The sequence below is a fragment of the Caulobacter sp. GW822-FHT07D08 genome (assembly GCF_058798735.1).
Map to the genome: position 1 here is coordinate 26,450 of NZ_JBXAKU010000007.1, position 18,248 is coordinate 44,697.

The following is an 18,248-nucleotide window of genomic DNA, read 5'->3' on the forward strand; positions in this document are numbered from 1 at the left end:
TCAGACCTCCAGATGCGAAGGCAGGCGCACGTGGCGGCGGCCGACATCGAAGATCTGGGGGTCGTGGCGCGCGGCCCAGACGGCCAGCCCATGGCCGACCATCCAAACCAGCAGCCCCACGATCCACAGGCGCAGGCCAAGGCCCAGGGCCGCGGCCAGGGTGCCGTTGACCAGGGCGATCGCGCGCGGGGCGCCGGCCAGGAGCATCGGTTCGGTCAGGGCCCGATGGACGGGGGCTGCGAAGCCCAGGGCGCGATCGCCGGCCATCAGACCAGCGCCCCGCCGCCGAACGAGAAGAACGACAGGAAGAAGGAGCTGGCGGCGAAGGCGATCGAGAGACCGAAGACGATCTGGATCAGCTTGCGCGAGCCGCCCGAGGTCTCGCCGAACGCCAGGGTCAGGCCCGTGACGATGATGATGATGACAGCGATGATCTTGGCGACCGGCCCTTCGACCGACTCCAGGATCTGCTGCAGCGGCTCTTCCCAGGGCATGCCCGAGCCGGCCGCTTGGGCCTGGGCGCTGAGCAGGGTCAGACCGCCGGCCTGGCCCGCGATGAGCCAGGGCTTGAGCTTGGGAAGCCGGTCACGAAAGCGACGCGCGCGGGTCAGCAGGCCGGGCGCATAGGCGCGCGGCAGGGCAAGGCTCGTGGACACGAGACCATCTCCTTCAACAATGTCGGGGTTTGGGGGCTTAGGGTCTCAGACGGGGCTGAGCTGGTAGGCGCCGTCGGGCGCCTGGCCCTCCAGGCGGACAAGGTCGATCAAGCGTCGCTGTCGCCCACGTCCGGCGAGCACGGCGATGACATCGATGGTTTCGGCGATCAGGCCGCGCGGCACGGTGACCACCGCTTCCTGGATCAGTTGCTCCAGCCGCAGCAGCGCGCCCAGAGCCGAGCCGGCGTGAAGGGTTCCCACACCGCCGGGGTGCCCCGTTCCCCAGGCCTTGATCAGATCGAGGGCTTCGGGTCCGCGCACCTCACCGATGATGATGCGATCGGGCCGCAAACGCAGGGACGATCGGACAAGGTCGGTGAGGCTGGCTACGCCCTCGCGGGTGCGCAGGGCCACCTGATTGATGGCCGCGCACTGCAATTCGCGCAGATCCTCAAGCAGGATGACCCGGTCGCCGCCCATGGCGATCTCGGCCAGGAGCGCATTGACCAGCGTGGTCTTGCCGCTCGATGTCGGCCCGGCCACCAGGATGTTGGCCCGGTCTGCGACCGCGGCGGTCAGCACCTGGGCTTCCCGCTCGGTCATGATCTCGCTGCGGACGTAGTCGTCGAGCCGGAAAACCAAGCTGGCGGGTTTGCGAATGGAGAAGGTCGGGGCGGCCGCCAGCGGCGGCATCAAGCCCTCGAAGCGCTCACCCGTGGCGGGGAGCTCGGCCGACAGCCGCGGCTGCTGCGCATGGATCTCGGCGGCCACATGATGAGCGACCAGCCGCAGGATCCGTTCGGCGTCATCGGCCGAAACCGATAGGCCGGCATCGACCAGGCCCGCATCGAACCGGTCGATCCACACACGCCCATCGGGGTTGAGCATGACCTCGGCGACACCGGGGTCTTCGAGCCGCGCCAGGAGCAGCGGTCCGAGCGCGGTGCGCAGCATCTGGCGGCTGCGTTCGCGTCCAACTTGAGTTTCGGAAAGGTCCACGGCTGATCCCCGTTGCTTACGGGGATGAGTAAGAAGACCTGGAATCCGTCGATCTCAACAGCCAAATCGGCGGATCGGACAGTGGCGTACAAAGACAGGGAAACGGCGGCGTTGGTCCAGTCGACCTAGGCCGAGAGCGCTCGCCCAGTAGAAGCCGCCGTCCCTCGCGCTCGCGGCGCGATGCTGCGGTGTGCGAAAGACCAGGCATCCGCCAAAAGGTCGACCGCCACCGCCTCGTCGATCGCCGCCAGCTGCATCAGAACGATCCCGGACTTGCGACGACGGCCTGGCTCGGGCGCCAAGCCAGCACTCAACGACAACGCCCAGACCTGGCGCGACGGAGCCACCTTCACAACAGCCCAGCCCGTCGCCGGCCAGCCCAAGGTCGCGAACGCCTTGCCACCAACGCGAAACTGAACCGCTTCGAGGATCGGCTTGACGTGGACACTCGGACCAAGGCCCACCGCCAGCGCTGAAAATTCGTCAGGGTTCATCGGATCCTCGTCGCGGCGACGATCAAAATCCGAGTCGCCGCCTGGACACAAAGTCGAGCCGTCCAAAGTCAAAGCCGGTCGTGCGCCATCACCAGACATTGGGACAGGTCCAGGAACGCGACATTCCATAGACACCTGAACAGCGCCGCCACCTTACTCCGGCACGCCCGACTAGGTCGCTTCGACATCCACTTTCATGGCGACCGATTTTGACGCAGCCAACTGCAAAGCTCCCTGGGGAGTGCGGGTGCGTCAGAGAGGATAGTGGGCTGTGGGCAGCTTAGAACTACTTGGGGCTTTCGACCTTGCCCCTCTTGAAATGTTCCCCGTGCGTTCCCATCACAGAGATCTCCGTTTGCAGAGGGGCGCGGGGTGAGGCAACTCGAAATCGAAAACCAGCTTCGTGACGTGGTCAGTCGCATCATGCTCCAAGTGGAGCTGGCGACGGCCCAAGGGCGCACAGACATCAATCTGGCTCTAGAAGACGCTTTCATTCCGATCCTGAAATCCGTCTACAACCTGCCGCACCTGGTCAACCTAAACCGCAAGCAGAAGAATTTCCCGGGGATCGACCTGGGTGACGACCATGATCGCGTCGCCTTCCAGCTAACCTCGACCACAACTCTCGAGAAGGTGAAGTTCACCGTCCGTCAGTTCATGGAGCGAGCCTACTACAACACCTTCGACGAATTGTACGTCCTGATGCTGGCCAGGAAGCAGTCCTCTTACAGCCAGGCCTCGGTTAACGAGCTGCTTGGCGACAAGCTCGCGTTCAACTGCAAGAAGCACATTATCGATTTGACCGATCTGCTGGGCGAGGTCTCCGGCCTACGGCTGGCTGCCCAGGAGCGGGTCCTGGCCGAGTTCAAGCATATCCTCGGCGAGGTCGACGCATTCATCAGCTACAGCACCGAGACGGTCGCCGCCCCCATGGCGATCACCTCAAACCTGCAAGCGATCCGCCTGCCCGAAGCTGTCCACGTCGCGGAGCTGGAGATCGACGACAAGGATGTTTTATCGCGTGCCAGGACGGAGCTTAGCTACGGCGGCAAGGCACGTAGCCGCAGGTCGATCGTCAAGATGGCGCTGCTCCTGAACGGCGTGGAGACCGACGCCTGGATTTGCCATGAGAACAAACTGTTTTCCTTCCACGACCTTGAGGCGACTGGGCTGGCCAGCATAGTCCAGGTAGGTACGATCGAGCGGCTGGAGGCCTCAGACCTCGCCGACTCCCTGGAAATCGACAACATCAACATCCTCAAGCAGCTTCTAGCGGCCGAGACCCGCGAGCGGCTTAAGACGCGCCACGTCCGGATGCACCCGAAGGACGGTTTCTTCTTCTTCACGCCGACAGCCGAGGGTCAGCAGGAGCGCAAGGAGACCTGGATCGGCAAGAAGGCCGCCGCGCGTCGAGTTTATGAAATCAAGTACAATAAGAAGGACCCGTCGAAGGTAGCGCACCATCAGCATTTGTCCTTCGAGCTGGCCTTCACCAAGCTTGCCGACCAGTGGTTCGTTCAGATCGTTCCCAGTTGGTACTACTCCTGGAACGGCCACAAACAGTCCAACTGGCACGACCAGTTACTGTCCCAGCAGAAGCGCCTGGAGCACAACTCCACCGTCAAGAACATGGTCCGGTTCGTGGCCTTCTTCCTGTCCAAGCTGGAAGAGCGCGAGGACGTCGAGGGCCTGCGCTTTCTCTCGCTAGTCGAGTTCAACGTCCAAGAGACCGACGATGCCGACGAGGACGGGGACGACGTGACGATTGATCCGTCGATGGAAGGAGCCGCCGCTTGAAGCTCTCAATGCTCCCCGAGCCCCTGCTGGAGTTCGGCACAGGCACGCACATTTGCCCTCGGACCGGGATCGAGCACATGGGCGTCTACGACAAGCGCGACGAGCTGCGACGCACCGAACTTCGGATCGGCATCGTCGGCCGTGGGGAAGGCATCGACCTGCTCGACGAGTGGTTGGAAAAGTGCCGCGACGGGATCGAGCGCAAGACTGAGTCCAAGCTTCTCAACCTCTTCAGAGGCTTTGGCGGCATCAACCTCGACTACGGTTTCCTAACCCGGTTGATCAACTCGCCCCAGTACACACGCACGATCAAGAAGTCCGACATCACCGGTGTCGTGAAACTCTCCTCGCGGGCCGAGCGGGTGACCAGGGCTGTCGAGCTCTACTACGAGCAGATCCGCTTCCTGGCCGAAAACCGCTCGGTGGATGTCATCGTCTGCGTGGTCCCGAACGAGATGTTCGACTCAGTGACAGCAGCGGCAAGTGGCGACACGCCAGAAGACAACGAGATCGAGCACAATTTCAGACGCATTCTGAAAGCCAAATGCATGCACTTGGGCACGCCGCTTCAGCTGGTGCGGGAGCGAACCATTACCACCAGCAAACAGGCCAGCGACCAGCAGGATCCGGCCACGCGCGCATGGAACTTCTGCACAGCGCTCTACTACAAGGGTAACCGCACAATCCCTTGGCGTCTGGTCGAGGACAATGCCAAGCTCCGCTCCTGCTACATTGGCGTCGGCTTCTACAAGAGCCGGGACGGCGAGACTGTCTCCTCGAGCTTGGCCCAAGTCTTCGACGAGTTCGGGCACGGGATCATCCTGCGCGGTACGCCGGTGTCGATCGACAAGAAGAACCGCCACCCTTACCTCAGCGAAGATCAGGCCTACGAGTTGCTGCGCGATGCGCTCGACGAATACGACCGGGCCCTTGAGCACATGCCCGCCCGCATCGTGATTCACAAATCGAGCCATTTCCGCGACAGCGAGCGGGCCGGCTTCCTGCGGGCGCTGGACGAGAAGGGCATCCGGTCCAAAGACTTCGTGTCCATTACCGACACCGACATCCGGTTGTTCGGCGACAAGGACTATCCGCCCAAGCGCGGGACGCTGCTTTCGGTCTCTGAGTCGGAGGGCGTGCTGTACACCCGCGGCATGGTCGATTTCTACAAGACCTATCCAGGAATGTACGTGCCAAACCCGCTGCGGATTACCGCATATGAGCAGGACTCCTCGCTCGAAGCGCTGTGCGAGGAGATCCTGGGCCTCACCAAGATGAACTGGAACAACACCCAACTCGATGGCCGCCTCCCTATCACCCTGGAGTGCGCCCGAAAGATCGGGGACATCATGAAGTACGTCAGCGCGACGGAGAAGCCGCAGGTCAGCTACAGCTACTACATGTAGCTGGGTGAGGCAGCGATTGTCGGCCGATTTTCAGAGCTAACTATGCGCTTTAGCGGCGACCACGGTTGACGCAAAATCAACAAGCCCAAACTCTACCCTGCATGCTGTTGGCCAGTCGGCTCCCGGAAATGTTGCGCGCCATCCGATTAAGCTTAAGCTGAATCAGAATGGTAGTAGCTGGGACTCGGCGAGGGATGAAAAACGAGGAGCAAGCGCCCGACCGCGTCGTGACAAGCTTCCAGGAGCGCGTCGAGAAATGGCTTGAGGCATGCTTCCCTCCATCGGTCCGGTCTGACAGCAGCGAGAGAACACATCGCTTCCTCGAGGAGGCGTTGGAGTTAGCTCAGGCAAATGGGTGTACGCGGGGCGATGCCATCGCTCTGGTCGAGTACGTTTTTGGCCGCCCTCAAGGACAACCGGACCAAGAGGTCGGTGGCGTGTTGGTCACGCTAGCCAGCCTATGTAGCGCGACCGGGTTGAATATGGACGAAGCTGGCGACCGCGAGTTGGATCGAAACTGGAAGCGGATCGACGCAATTAGAGCCAAGCAACAGTCCAAGCCCCATGGATCGCCGCTGCCGCAATGATTGCCTTGATGCACGGTCGGACTGCCCTCGAAGCCGAGCGTCGCGCCCTTGCTAGGCGCTTAGAGGGCGCTCGCCGTTGATCACGATCTCGTTCGATAGTCAGCAGCTTCACGACGATTGCGTGAATCTCCAGCGTGCGGAGCAGCTCTTTGGCAGCATCAGCGCCGAAGCGCTTGTCACCTTCCTATCGGACGCCGCTGCGTTCGAGAACGCAGGCGAGCTGATCGAATTTCTAGACGGGCAGGTCGGAATTAATTTTGACGACTCACTTTTCGTCGCGATTGGTTCGGAGTATCGCGCGGCCCTCGTCGTCGTCGGTAGGCGTTTTCTGCGAGACGCGAACGATCGAATTGTCTGGGATAGCGTGACTAGGTTGAAGTTGGTCGAAATTTCGAGGCTGCCGTGACGGACGTACAGGAGTTCACGCCCGACTGGTTCTCGAAGCCCGGCGACGCGCTGCGTTCGCTCATGATCCGTCGCGGCCGTACAGCCCAAGAAGTCGCCGGCGTCCTAGATGGCGGATTGGCGACGCTGCGCGGCTTGCTCGACGGGACCAACGCCATCACCGAACACCATGCAGCCGCCCTCGCCGATAATTTGGGTGGAACGAGTTCATTTTGGATCAAGCGCCAGACTAACTACGAAGCCGCGCTTGAGCGCGCAGTTGATCGCGCTGTCGCTACCGAAAGCGAGGACTGGCTGCTGATTCCGGTTCCTGGGGAAAAGCCACGTGGCCGCCTCAGCACCGAGAAGCGGCGAGCAGAAGTTCGTCGTCGCCTCGCCTTCTTCAACGTGGGCACGCTAGACGCGTGGGACGCGCGCTATGGGCGGATTTGCTCCAACACCCTCTTCCGCAAGTCTCAAGCCTTCACCGCAAACAATCGCGCAGTGCTGATGTGGCTCCGCTCGGGCGAGTTAGGCGCGGACCTCATCTCAACGCGATCCTGGAACCTGGGAAATCTCCTAGATCGCCTGGAGACGATTAGAAAACTCTCGAATATCAGGCAGCCAGAACGGTTTCTCCCCAAGCTCAAGCAGCTTTGCGCTGAAGCAGGCGTCGCCGTTGTAGCGCAGAAGGCTCCTGCGGGCTGCCCAGCGTCGGGTGCTAGCCGTATGGTGGCGCCCGACAAGGCCATGATCCTCTTGAGTTTTAGAGGACTGTCTGACGACAAATTCTGGTTCACAGTGTTTCATGAGCTGGGTCACCTCATCCTCCACAATGCCAAGACGTTCGTCGACGCCGATATGGAAGAAGTCGATGAGAGCGAGCGCGAGGCCAACGAATTCGCCTCACGCCTTATTGTGCCGGAGGGCCGGGCAGAGGAGTTTGACCAGTTGGATGCCTCGCGAGACGCCGTACTACGCTTCAGCGTCTCGGTCGGCGTTGCTCCTGGACTAACCGTTGGTCAAATGCAGCACCGTCAGATGATCAGGCGCGATCAGATGAATTTCCTCAAGCGTCATTGGAAGTGGGAAGATCTCGACCCGATCCTCGACTAACCCTTATAGTGGACGAAGCGACGTGGGCTTTTCTGCCAGTTGCAGAGCGCGTCTTCCATAACTTCCATTCCAACGTTCAACCGCTTGTCGAGCTCGTCGAGTACGCCTTGGAGCCTATGATTGTCCGTGTGGCTGGTCGCATCGCCGTCGACAAGAAGCCTCACACCCCGACCGGGGCCCGTCGCACCATCTAGGTAGGCCGTCCCTGCGGAAATCGGGGCGAGGCCGTAGCGGCCGATCAGCGACAAGTAGTCAAACTTAGCCAGGCGCCCAAACGAGTTCACCTTCAGTGATTGATACAGGTTGTCGAAGATGACGTGCGGATCGTTGCCCGCGATCCGGACAGCATTTGCGAAGAAGGCCTGATGACCGGCCGGGCCTATCCACGCCAGGTAATCTTCCACCGCCCGAGACATTGGGCGCTTGGCATTCGGGTTGAGGCTTTCGTACTTGCGATGGTTTCCGAACGCCCCGCCGACACGTTGCCAGTTGGCGACTAGCCACCCGAAGAAAGGCTGAGGATTGCCATGAACGCTCGCCCAGTCCCAAACGCCCGCGCCTAGCTTGCCGTAAACGTCCTGAAGCCGTCGCCATCCAGTGTCTGGACGCCTCGCGAAATGCGTCATCAGGAACAAAAGCCATCCGGCCTCGTCAATATCACCTCGCTGAAGATGGAACGCCACCGCGCGCTCGGCATCGAATGCCACAGAATTGGGATCGGCACGATTGGCCTGGATCTGCTTAACTTGGACCAATCGGTAGTAGTCCTCGCGACGCAAGCTAGCGATGAATTGCCAAGCCAGAGTTTCAACGGTCGCGGCGTCAGGAATTCCTCTTAGACCCAGAGCGGTCCGAGAAGCAGTCAACTCGCCGATGATGCGTTTCCGCTCAGCGTCGCGCAAAGGCCATTTCACTTGAAGCCCCCCCCAATGTATCTCTCTAATTGGCGACCTTAGCTGGGTCGCGTGGCTTCATGAACATCCGCCCGTCAATGTAGGAGCGGTAAGCGGGAGAAGAAAGCGCTTCGCGCAGCCCCTTCAGTTGCCCACCGTAATCTTCACCAGCCCACTCACGTGCCCAGAACACCTGGAGAAGGCGGATGATATCGGCCCAATACGGCTGATCGAACGCCTCAGCAGCATCGACATCTTCACCGCCCCGAAGCTTCCCTTCCACCTCTAAGAGCTTTTCGACGATAGAGAACGGATCTCCTTCAGGCATCGGCGGCATCTCGAATGTCTGCTGCACACCCTCTCTAATGTATTCCCTCATATCATCGTAGTAATCTTTGTATACATGCATGCTTCCTACATATTGATAATATTCCCCGATCTCGACGCCGAGCCGCCTGGCCATCATTTCCTGGATCATCGTGAAGCAGAAAACGTCGTGGGGAAGTCCCCAATAGGCATCGTTTGAGCGCAAGGTCACCGACATATGCAGTAGCTCCCCGCGGAGATGAAACTGCAGCGTAGTGGTGCAAGGAATTTCCTTGTGATCGGTCGCAATGTCCTCAGCATTGAAGAGCTGGATCACCGCACGGCGAGAACCGGGCTTTTTACTCAGAAGGCGCTCAATACTCGCGAACTGGTCGATCTTTCCGCGCATTGCCAAGAGGCGCGGCCCATAAGCCCCCTCCAAAACGCCGTCGACAGCATCTTTTTTGTACTGGACCACGTACCGATCAATAAACTCTAACTTGTCGGACCCGGAGAGATACCAAAGCAACTCTCCTAGAGCGCTAAACGGCTTTCCGCGATTTTCAGAACGACTGATGCGAGCTCGCGGCTTCATAATCCGGAGCGAGACACCCAATAGCTCCTTGGTCTCACCACGGGAGCCTTCGTTGATTTCGCCGTACTCATCCAGCGCTCGATACAGCTCGTGGAGAACGGCATCGAGACTATCGTTAGTAATCTCCATACTTCATCGCCGCACGAGGCAGCGCCTCCCCCGAGACATGAAGCGATTGCTCAACGCAACTCTCACTTGAGTCGCGATGCCGAGCAAAGCCACGGGTGAAGCGAAGGAATACGAACAAGCCCACCGTCAGTCTGCGGCCGCTGCGACTCCGGGCACCGCAACTTCGCAAGGTCAGCGATGAGTCAGCTTCCCCGCTGTCGCTGACTGTCGCGCAGTCCACCTCGCTGCGGCCGGAAAGCAGACCTTCCGAGCGGAAGCGATGAGTCACGCACTACCGCTCCCTGGTTGCTCATCATGAATTTCACCGCGCAATAGACGACCTGACGACAGCCGCCGAGACAAGGCGTCGAGGAAGCCGACATAGCGTTCCTGTCCCTTGGCGTTCTGAGCTTTCTGGTCTCCGGCTGTAAGGCTAGGTGTCGCGGTCAGCCAAGCCTTCACGAAAAGCGCGATCGCCTCGTTTGAGATCGTCACGTCTCGCTCCAGCCGCTCGACCGAACGGCTAATCCGATCGAGCCGACGCGTGACCGCCGCCTCCGACGCCTCGTCCCCATCAGGCGATAAGTAGGCGGCGACAGCGGCCTGAACGATCTCGGACTTCGACCGCCGCATACGGCGCGACGCCGCGTCCAAAGCCAGGGACAGATCCCTGGCCAAGAACACCTTCGTCTGGACCTTCACAACGGGATACCGTCGTCGGGATCCAAGGCCGCCAGCCGCGCAGCGGCCCTGAACCGCCGAGCCTGTTCGGCCTGAACCGTTTCGTCGGTGTCGAGTTCAGGGTCCAAGCCAAGCTCGACCTCCTCCGGTGCAGGCGTCGCCTCAATCGGGGCATCGAGCTCCGGCTCCAGCCGTAGGCCGCCCTCTTCCTCCTCGCCTGATCTGGCGCCCTCCTGACCGGCGGAGACATGGACCGACACCCATTCGGAGACCTCGGCGGGAAGCAAGATCGCGGGCTTCTCGGGCGGCGGCCCGACGCGAGACCCAAGCTCCTGGTCGACATAGAAGCGCGCCTTCTTCGCCCGAATGGGCGGTACGCCCGACACCTGCACCAGCGCCTCGTCGGACGGGAGCTGCATGACCTCACCGGGCGTCAGTAGCGGCCTGGCCGTCTCCTGCCGACTGACCATCAAGTGACCAAGCCAGGGCGAAAGCCTGTGCCCGGCGTAGTTCTTCATCGCCCTCATTTCTGTGGCGGTGCCGAGGCTGTCGCTAATCCGGCGCGCGGTCCGCTCGTCGTTCGTAGAGAACGCGACCCGGACGTGGCAGTTATCGAGGATGGAATTGTTCTCGCCGTAGGCCTTGGCGATCTGGTTCAAGCTCTGCGCTATAAGGAAAGCCTTGATCCGGTACCCGGCCATGAACGCCATGGCCTGCTCGAAGAAGTCGAGCCGACCGAGCGCCGGAAACTCGTCCAACATCAGGAGGAGCTGCGGTCTATGGCGCGCCGTCTCTAAGCCCTCGGTCAGGCGCCGGCCGATCTGGTTTAGGATCAGGCGGATCAGCGGCCGGGTACGGCTGATGTCGGACGGCGGCACGACGAGGTAGAGGGTCACCGGCCGGCCCGGCGTCACGAGGTCGTCGATCCGCCAATCGCATCGCGACGTCACGGCCGACGCGATCGGATCGCGGTAGAGCCCGAGGAAGCTCATCGCAGTGGACAGAACGCCCGACCGCTCGTTCTCGCTTTTGTTCAGCAGCTCTCGGGCGGCGCTGGCCACGACGGGATGGACGCGATCGCCCAGATGCGGGGTCGCCATCATCGCCCGCAGGGTGGCCTCGATCGTGCGTCGAGGGTCGGCCAGGAAGTTGGCGACACCCGCCAACGTCTTGTCGGGTTCGGCGTACAGGACGTGTAGGATCGCCCCGACCAGCAGGCTGTGGCTGGTCTTGTCCCAGTGTGACCGGCGCTCTAGCGCGCCATCTGGATCGACCAGGATGTCGGCGATGTTCTGAACATCGCGGACTTCGCGCGGCCCGCGACGCACCTCCAGCAGCGGATTGTAGGCGCTGGACAAGGGGTTGGTCGGGTCGAACAGCAGGACCGGCCCGATGCCAGCGCGACAGGCCGCGGTCAGATGCCAGTTCTCGCCCTTGATGTCGTGGACGACAGCCGAGCCGGCCCAGGTCAGCAGCGTCGGAACGACCAGGCCCACGCCCTTGCCCGAGCGGGTCGGCGCAAAACAGAGAACGTGTTCAGGGCCGTCGTGGCGGAGGTAGTGCTGCCCCAGACGACCAAGAATGACACCGTCCTGACCGAGCAAACCGGCGGCCTTGGCTTCGCCTTCGCTCGCCCACCGCGCCGAGCCGAAGGTGGTCACCTTCTTGGCTTCGCGGGCGCGCCAGATCGACATGCCGATGGCCACGAAGACCGCGACCAGCGCGCCGCCGGCCGCCATAAATGCGCCGGCCGCGAACACATCCGGCGCATAGGCTTCGTAGATGAACCACCAGACGAAGAAGGCTGGCGGCGGATAGACGGGCCATGGCCCGAGATGAAACCAGGGTGGTCCCAAATGCGGCTGGAAGCCCAGCCGCCAAGCAGTCCATTCAGTTGCTAGCCAGATGCCAGCCAAGGCCAAGAGGCCGACGACCAGGATCTGGCCCCAGAGGATCTTCGTTCCACTCATGGAGGGGACTCGCGTTCAAAGCCCTCTCCCCCGCTTGCGTCCGAGCGCCCAATCGACCCCTCCTCCCGGGGTCATCGTCCCTTTCACCTCCTGCCCAAGGCGGTCGTCCAAGGCCTTGGTCCAGGGCACCAACTGGAACCCGAGGCCGTCGTCGATCATCGCGAACCGGCCGGAGGCCAGATCCACCCTTCGTTGGTAGACGCCCTGCACCAGGTCGCCGGGCCGCGATGCGCCCGCTCCGGCCTGGCCGCTTGCAGCGATATTCTCGGCGACCCGCGCCAGCTCCTCAGCCTTCAAGGTGGCCAGCAAGCCCGGCCGGAGTCGGCCGGCTTGATCCGCGAGACCCAGGCGCTGCAGGTGGGCGCGGCGCGCTTCCAGGGCCTCGCGAACTTCCTGGCCGAAGCCATGATTGGCGAGCGTGGCCGGATCCTTGATGACGAGCTGGCGATCGAGCCAAGTCGCACCCGATGCGGTGACCTGACGCTCAAGGGAGAGGTCGGCGCGATGCACCAGCTCTACGCCACGACGACCATCTTCAGCCGTCCATGATCGGACCTCGACGAGGCCGCCCACGGGGGTGTCGCCAGCGGCGCCGAGATCACGCACCCGCACGTGGTGAAGGCGGCCATCCACGCCGTCGACGACCACATAGGCTTGACCGTTCAGCTCGTCGTGGAGGCCACGGTCCGCCAACCGTCCGATCAGGGGCGCGTCTAGAGTCTCGCCATGGATCCGCAAGTCGGCCGGGTCGCGCTCGCCACGCCAAGCACGGTGCAACGTCTTGATGATGTCGCCACGCTCGCCCAGCGCTCGCAGTCTAGCCTCAATGTCTTCGGCGAGGTGCCACTGCCCGTCGGCGCCGTCGGCCAGACCCAGCTTCTGGAGGAAGCTCGCCCGCCCGAGCAACCGCGCAGGAACGTGATGATCATCCGGTCCAGCGGGGCGCAAGTCGATCAGACCGTCGGTGCCCCCAAGGTCGCGGAGCCTCCGATCCAGACTCGTCCAGCGCTCGGCCTCGACTTCGCGGTCCAGGCTGGCCTCCAGCTCCGCAACTGTCCGAGGGCCAAGTTCCATCGAGACCAGAGCCTCGGCGCGCTGGCGCATGCCTTGGGCGATGTAGTCTCTGTCGATGATCAGGTCCTGGCCTGTCTCATCGACACCCCGGATCAGCAGGTGGACGTGCGGGTGTTCGGTGTTCCAATGATCAACGGCCACCCAATCGAGACTGGTCCCCAGGTCCTTCTCGGCCTGAGCCATCAGCTCCCGTGTCGTCGTCCGCAGATCTTCGAGAGAGGCGGCGTCCTCGGGCGAAACGATGAACCGGAAGTGATGGCGATCGTCCTCACAGCGGCGGGCGAAAGCCTCGTGGTCGGCCGCACCGTCGCGATCGAACATCTCCGCTGGCGCGCCGTCCCGCGTGACGCCTTCCCGTCGCAAGTAGCGCATGTGGTCGGCCAGGGGCGCGGCCCGATATCGGGAGCCGGAATGCCGGACGACCCGGGCCTTGATGACCACGCGGCGCCCGATCGAGCGCGAACGCACCCCAGCGTCCCGCCCGCGGCCTGACCGCCGGATCCGCCCACGCCCATTCAGATCGACCGCGCCGAGCCCGCTCTTGCGAGCGCCGGCCAGAACCTCCCGCACGAAGCCGCGGCCCCGCGCGCCATTGCTGGCCCCTCGGTCGCCGATGCGCCCAAGACGCAGGAAGAAGTCGTGGTCGTCAGACATCGCGGCCGTTCCGGCCGGAGGTCCCGGATAACGCTATGAAAAGCTTACGAAACCTCTGAATTCCGGGACCAGACCGCGAATGCAGGTCCCGGAAAATCACCAACAGAACCAAGGACATGGCCCCGAAAGGTCCCGGTCCTTTTATCTCGCCATCTTTCCCGAGCAGCCAATCAGACCAAACCCGCCCTCTTCCGGCGACTTTCCCCGTCATCAGCAGGCCCGGCTTCATCGGCCTGCCTGCGATGTGATCGGAGGAAACAGAAGCTCTTCGAGCGGCCCGTCCTGAACCTTCGAAGTTGCCACAGCGCCGCCTATGAACAAACCTGAAGCACGCCATCCAACGACGCTTGGCGCGCGGTCGGGCCATTGCACCGACGCCATCCTGCCCACCCTAGCCCGCACGCGCGCGATGTAGGCGATGGTCTCCGGCGGCAGACTTTTTCTGCCGTCGAGGAACGCTTGGTAGCGCGCTGGGCCAGCATTGTAGGCGGCCAGGAAGCCATCCTCGCCGAAGCGATCGAACATGCGGCGTAGGTAGACAGCGCCGGCCACGAGGTTGTCGCGCTCGTCGAACGGGTCGCTTCCAAGCGCGAGGTCTATCCGCAGCTCGCGCCAGGTTGCAGGCATGATCTGCATCATGCCCATCGCCCCCTTGGGCGAGATCGCCTCCGCCGCGCCCCCACTCTCGACCCAGGCGACGGCTCGGATCCAGCTCTCCGGAAGGCCTGATCGGCGCGAGGCTTCGGCCATGTGGAGGCCAATCTCGGGCTGCTCCCCGCCAAGTGACAGCGCCGGAACTGCCTCCGCCCGACCAAAAGCCAGAGAGATCGCCAGCACGCCGGCGACGGCGGACGCGCGCAGAGCACGCGAAATCTTTGCTCTCGACCCGACCACAAGAAGCGTGCGGCCGTGCTCGTCGCCGTCAAGGGAAGCGCGCAAGGCGCGCCGGCCATCCGGCCGCCCTTGACCGCGCCTGCGCGCGACCGCCGACGCGGTCTTGGCCGGGACGAGGAAAGGCGACGCAAGATGGCCGAACAAGGAAACGAGGTTGGGCAGCGTCACCTCAGCGCCCCCCATGTCCAGATCGGATGAAGCCGTCCCACCACGGCTTGGCGCGGCAGCGGACCGAAATATCGACCGTCGAGGCTATGAGGCGCGTCGCTGTTGAGGAGAAAGACCTCCCCCTCCCCCACTCGCCGACAGCCGCTGATACCCTTCAGCGGTCGGTGCAGGCGGTCATGCAGTAGGACCTTGGCGACCGCCTGGCCGTCTATCAGAACGCGACCGTGGTCACCGCAAACGAGCTGACCCGTGACGGCGGCCACGCGCTTGATCAGCGGCACGTTCATCGGCAAGTAGCCGCGCATCGCCATCCAGCGCGCCAAAGGCGGCGGCGGGCGAACAAGCGCCAGATCACCGACATCTGGCTCTTGGCCGGCAAGCCAGTAGAAGCCCAAGGGCGCGCTGGCCGTCGTATTGAGGACCAAGCGTTTGGTCGGCTGCACCAGGCCGCCAAAGGCCAAGAGCAGGCAGCTAACCCCGCCGGCGAGCAAGTACCGAGACGCGCCGCCGCTCATCGCCCAAGTCTCCGGCGCATAAGCCAGGCGCGGTGGCGGGCGCGATCGTACGGCCTGGGCGTGAGCCCAACGCCGATCCGAGCGCCGACGTGACGCCAGTAATCCGGCGCGGCCAGGGCCGGCGCCACGCCGATCTTCTCGACCCCATCGACAGCCTCCAGAACCGATTGGACCCTGGCCCAGCCGCTGAGGCTGAGCAGGATTTCAGCGCCCGGCGCGACGCAGGGATAGGTCGTGAACGCCTCGCCGGACGTGACGGCCCGCAAGATGGCGATGTGCGACTCGACGGTTCCGTACTCGCCCGCCCGCCACCGCACGAACGCGAAGACCGAGCCGGCTGCGAACTCGACGATGCGATTGCGTCGGTCGACGATCCGCTCGGCGGCGACCTTCCCGAAGCGAATCCAGCGCTCGATCTGCCCATCGAGCCACAGAAGATCGACCTGGGTATTCATCACTTGCGGCCATCGGCATGCTGAGGCCGCGAACCCGTTCCGGACGCCGGCGTGCGTTTGGCGGGCGACACAAACTGCGCGTCGGGGTCCGTGGTCGAGCGGCGCGCGGCGCGCTCCGACCAGGCCTGCAGGTCCTCCAGCGTGTAGACGACGCGGCCCCCGATCTTCCGATAGATCGGTCCAGTTCCGTATGACCGGTGCTTTTCCAGCGTGCGGTCGGAAAGTCCCAAAAAGCGCGCAGCCTCAGCCGTTTTCAGATGCCTCTGCGGATCGGAGGGGTTGTTGCTCATGACGTATCCTCGGCGACGCCTGGATAAGCCCGGCGTCGTCTGGATAGGCTGGAGCGACGGAACGCTCGGGGTGGATGGCGAAGACAAGGGCCGCCGAAAACGCCACCCCCTAGAGGCCGTCCCGCAGCAGCTTCAGGTACCCTCCGCGCATCAGGTTTCTTCCTGATCGCACCAACCGGATCGTCGCGTCGCGAATGGATGCAGTCCGCCACGTCTCGCGATCGACACGGTCGTGGCCAAAAACTGACCGCGCGATGTCTCGATAGCTCTCGTGCCGTTCGGCGCCATCCAAAGCCACAAGGCTACGAGCCAGGCGTGCGCGTTGAGCCATTGTCAGCCGCGATTTAGGAGCAGCGCGCCCTCGGACAACTCTATCGAGGGCCTCGACTGCACGGACCCGAACCCCGAAATCTTGATCCAACGACAGCACGACAAGCACCGGCCCGGGAGGGGGTGTCGCCCTTTGAACGAGCAGTTGCAGCCCCGCCACCAGCCGCAAGTGGACTCCGTCATCCGCTTGGCGCGGACCACCAGCGATCTGCTTTTCTTGCAACCGCTTGGCGGCCTGATGACCATCGCCAATGATGGGTAGCACGATGCCCGGCGCTATCTCTGCACGCCAAAACACATCTGCGTTCTCGGCTGAAAGTTGCGGGTCTACGGGAAATCGAAGGCCCCACCGCTGATCGATCCGCGCGCCGCGCGAGCCGAATTCCGAGCGGTACTCGGGATTTCGGCGAAGGAACTCCCAAGCAAACCCTGGGACTGTCAGGTTCGCAAATGCATGCCAACCGCCGCCGGCGCCATCGCTCGGCGGCCGATCCCTTCCCGATCGGGCGTGCGGGCCAGCCATCTGCCGATCGCAAATGGCCGAAGCGAAGATTGCGAGGGCCAGCAGCCTATCTGCGCTCTAATTGCTTCACCGCCGCAGCCATCTGGGGGCCGAGCATTGATTTCATACGGCGCGGGACACAATAGAGTGGGGGCGAAACCCCAACTTCTTATTCCAATCGCTCTTAACGTTCAGGTCGCCGAACGAGGTCCTCTTCCGCAACGCCGAGAGCTTTTGCGATGCGCTCCAAAACATTCAATGTAATGTTTCGCTTCCCGGTCTCCACGCCCGACAGGTATGTCGTGTGGATCTCCGCCAGATGTGCGAGTTCATCCTGCGCCATGTCGCGATCGTCACGCAGCGCGCGAATATTCTCTCCAACGACATACCGCAAATTCATAAGGCACGGGCGCACGGACCCGACCGCCAGTTGAATAGACTATGAGTAAAGTCACCCCTTATCCACAGCTATAGCCGCCGCAAATCCCTTCGCTATCGGCGCCGTCGAACCAAGTCTTCCTCATAAACTCCGAGTGCGACGGCCAGCCGTTCAAGCAAATCTACAGTTATGTTCTTCCGACCGTTTTCAATTCCCGACAAATAGGTCGGATGTAGGTCTGCACGATCGGCAAGCTCCTCCTGCTTGAGCGATTTCGCCACACGAAATGCTCGAACATTATCGGCGATGACCGCGCGAAGGTGCATCCGCGCAAGCCGCCGTATTTAGGCTGGACTGTGAATAGACTATGAGTAAAGTCGCTAAAAGGGGCCGTTGAATTCAGTGGAGCGCGCACGCGATGGGGCGTCCCGAAACGCCCCCGGGGCGAGGCAGTCAAGATGGAAGCCACACTAAAGAACTATCCCCTTCGGGAGGCTGACTCTGGGAAGCGCGAAGCGGTTGTTCCACCGACTGTTGAAGACCTGTACAAGGACCACGCCCCCTGGCTTTCCGGCTTTCTTCGTCGCCGCTACGGCGCGGACGCCGCCGACGACCTCCTTCAGGAAACCTTTGTCCGGTTGTCACGACTTCCGCTCACGGAGCCGCTGAAGGACCCGCGCTCCTACCTGCTCCACATTGCCACGAACTTGGCGAAGAACCGCGGCCGCGCCGCGCGCAGGCGAGCCACCGAAACGCAGGACGACAAAGCCGCCGCCAACGCGCCGGTTGAAGCCGCGCAACTTGAAGCCGTACTTTTCCGACAGATCATGCTGGCCCTGCCGCCGAAGTTGCGCGATGTTTTGGTTCTGAACCACGTTCGCGGAATGACCTATCTGGAGATCGCGGCCTTGCTCGGCATCTCGGTGAAGACGGTCGAAAAGCGCATGAGTAAGGCGCTCAAACTTTGCGCGTCGGCGCTTTGCGCCTGACATCTG

At 62.6% G+C, this 18,248-nt stretch carries 21 protein-coding genes; 5 read left to right on the plus strand and 16 right to left on the minus strand.

The window, feature by feature from the left end:
• The 4 genes from AC1RJ9_RS14485 to AC1RJ9_RS14500 all read right to left on the minus strand — a co-directional run bounded on the left by AC1RJ9_RS14485 (position 1) and on the right by AC1RJ9_RS14500 (position 2,248).
• Positions 1-267 (minus strand): VirB3 family type IV secretion system protein, encoded by a 267-nt coding sequence (locus AC1RJ9_RS14485; RefSeq protein ID WP_062093608.1) that lies wholly within the window; start codon positions 265-267, stop codon positions 1-3.
• Positions 267-557: a TrbC/VirB2 family type IV secretion system protein gene (locus tag AC1RJ9_RS14490; protein WP_062093664.1), complete on the minus strand. Its 291-nt coding sequence runs from the start codon at positions 555-557 to the stop codon at positions 267-269. The genes AC1RJ9_RS14485 and AC1RJ9_RS14490 overlap by 1 nt, the downstream gene beginning before the upstream one ends.
• Positions 558-701: 144 nt before the next feature.
• Positions 702-1,610 (minus strand): P-type conjugative transfer ATPase TrbB, encoded by a 909-nt coding sequence (trbB, locus tag AC1RJ9_RS14495; RefSeq protein ID WP_062093663.1) that lies wholly within the window; start codon positions 1,608-1,610, stop codon positions 702-704.
• A 170-nt stretch (positions 1,611-1,780) separates the two neighbouring features.
• Positions 1,781-2,248 (minus strand): MmcQ/YjbR family DNA-binding protein, encoded by a 468-nt coding sequence (locus AC1RJ9_RS14500; protein WP_156449561.1) that lies wholly within the window; start codon positions 2,246-2,248, stop codon positions 1,781-1,783.
• A 273-nt stretch (positions 2,249-2,521) separates the two neighbouring features.
• On the opposite strand from AC1RJ9_RS14500, the gene AC1RJ9_RS14505 reads away from it, so the two are divergent.
• The 4 genes from AC1RJ9_RS14505 to AC1RJ9_RS14520 all read left to right on the plus strand — a co-directional run bounded on the left by AC1RJ9_RS14505 (position 2,522) and on the right by AC1RJ9_RS14520 (position 7,439).
• Positions 2,522-3,946, plus strand: coding sequence for an SMEK domain-containing protein (locus AC1RJ9_RS14505; protein ID WP_099503355.1), 1,425 nt, complete (start codon positions 2,522-2,524; stop codon positions 3,944-3,946).
• 77 nt (positions 3,947-4,023) lie between these two features.
• On the plus strand, positions 4,024-5,352 hold the full coding sequence (locus tag AC1RJ9_RS14510) for an argonaute/piwi family protein (protein WP_210408489.1): 1,329 nt from the start codon (positions 4,024-4,026) through the stop codon (positions 5,350-5,352).
• A 663-nt stretch (positions 5,353-6,015) separates the two neighbouring features.
• Positions 6,016-6,345: a hypothetical protein gene (locus AC1RJ9_RS14515; protein ID WP_099503349.1), complete on the plus strand. Its 330-nt coding sequence runs from the start codon at positions 6,016-6,018 to the stop codon at positions 6,343-6,345.
• Positions 6,342-7,439, plus strand: coding sequence for an ImmA/IrrE family metallo-endopeptidase (locus tag AC1RJ9_RS14520; protein ID WP_099503347.1), 1,098 nt, complete (start codon positions 6,342-6,344; stop codon positions 7,437-7,439). The genes AC1RJ9_RS14515 and AC1RJ9_RS14520 overlap by 4 nt, the downstream gene beginning before the upstream one ends.
• Here AC1RJ9_RS14520 and AC1RJ9_RS14525 read toward each other — a convergent pair.
• From AC1RJ9_RS14525 to AC1RJ9_RS14580, 12 genes are all read right to left on the minus strand, one after another.
• Positions 7,436-8,341: an alpha-glutamyl/putrescinyl thymine pyrophosphorylase clade 3 protein gene (locus tag AC1RJ9_RS14525; RefSeq protein WP_210408490.1), complete on the minus strand. Its 906-nt coding sequence runs from the start codon at positions 8,339-8,341 to the stop codon at positions 7,436-7,438. The genes AC1RJ9_RS14520 and AC1RJ9_RS14525 overlap by 4 nt on opposite strands.
• Positions 8,342-8,378: 37 nt before the next feature.
• Positions 8,379-9,362, minus strand: a complete 984-nt coding sequence (locus AC1RJ9_RS14530; RefSeq protein ID WP_062096450.1) for a thymidylate synthase — start codon at positions 9,360-9,362, stop codon at positions 8,379-8,381.
• Between the two features lie 264 nt (positions 9,363-9,626).
• Positions 9,627-10,025, minus strand: coding sequence for a CopG family transcriptional regulator (locus AC1RJ9_RS14535; protein WP_371415250.1), 399 nt, complete (start codon positions 10,023-10,025; stop codon positions 9,627-9,629).
• 14 nt (positions 10,026-10,039) lie between these two features.
• The gene (locus AC1RJ9_RS14540; protein ID WP_062096447.1) at positions 10,040-11,992 is read right to left on the minus strand and encodes a conjugal transfer protein TraG; all 1,953 of its coding nucleotides are present in this window, start codon (positions 11,990-11,992) and stop codon (positions 10,040-10,042) included.
• Between the two features lie 15 nt (positions 11,993-12,007).
• Positions 12,008-13,720, minus strand: coding sequence for a relaxase/mobilization nuclease domain-containing protein (locus tag AC1RJ9_RS14545; RefSeq protein ID WP_062096445.1), 1,713 nt, complete (start codon positions 13,718-13,720; stop codon positions 12,008-12,010).
• Positions 13,721-13,945: 225 nt separating this feature from the next.
• A complete protein-coding gene (locus AC1RJ9_RS14550) occupies positions 13,946-14,782 on the minus strand; it encodes a lytic transglycosylase domain-containing protein (RefSeq protein WP_231732189.1) in 837 nt (278 codons plus the stop codon).
• Positions 14,779-15,297 carry a S26 family signal peptidase gene (locus tag AC1RJ9_RS14555; RefSeq protein WP_062098543.1) on the minus strand — a complete coding sequence of 173 codons (519 nt, stop codon included), beginning with the start codon at positions 15,295-15,297 and terminating at the stop codon, positions 14,779-14,781. The genes AC1RJ9_RS14550 and AC1RJ9_RS14555 overlap by 4 nt, the downstream gene beginning before the upstream one ends.
• On the minus strand, positions 15,294-15,752 hold the full coding sequence (locus tag AC1RJ9_RS14560; protein WP_062098545.1) for a DUF2840 domain-containing protein: 459 nt from the start codon (positions 15,750-15,752) through the stop codon (positions 15,294-15,296). Before AC1RJ9_RS14560 ends, AC1RJ9_RS14555 begins: the two co-directional genes overlap by 4 nt.
• Positions 15,752-16,042, minus strand: a complete 291-nt coding sequence (locus AC1RJ9_RS14565; protein ID WP_066683293.1) for a helix-turn-helix transcriptional regulator — start codon at positions 16,040-16,042, stop codon at positions 15,752-15,754. Before AC1RJ9_RS14565 ends, AC1RJ9_RS14560 begins: the two co-directional genes overlap by 1 nt.
• Before the next feature lie 109 nt (positions 16,043-16,151).
• On the minus strand, positions 16,152-16,895 hold the full coding sequence (locus AC1RJ9_RS14570; protein ID WP_231732188.1) for a DUF2285 domain-containing protein: 744 nt from the start codon (positions 16,893-16,895) through the stop codon (positions 16,152-16,154).
• Between the two features lie 163 nt (positions 16,896-17,058).
• On the minus strand, positions 17,059-17,274 hold the full coding sequence (locus AC1RJ9_RS14575) for a helix-turn-helix domain-containing protein (RefSeq protein ID WP_062098551.1): 216 nt from the start codon (positions 17,272-17,274) through the stop codon (positions 17,059-17,061).
• Between the two features lie 92 nt (positions 17,275-17,366).
• A complete protein-coding gene (locus tag AC1RJ9_RS14580; protein ID WP_082749667.1) occupies positions 17,367-17,579 on the minus strand; it encodes a helix-turn-helix domain-containing protein in 213 nt (70 codons plus the stop codon).
• 132 nt (positions 17,580-17,711) lie between these two features.
• Between AC1RJ9_RS14580 and AC1RJ9_RS14585 the strand changes: the two genes are divergently transcribed.
• Positions 17,712-18,242, plus strand: coding sequence for an RNA polymerase sigma factor (locus AC1RJ9_RS14585; protein WP_082749668.1), 531 nt, complete (start codon positions 17,712-17,714; stop codon positions 18,240-18,242).
• The last annotated feature ends 6 nt before the right edge of the window (positions 18,243-18,248 follow it).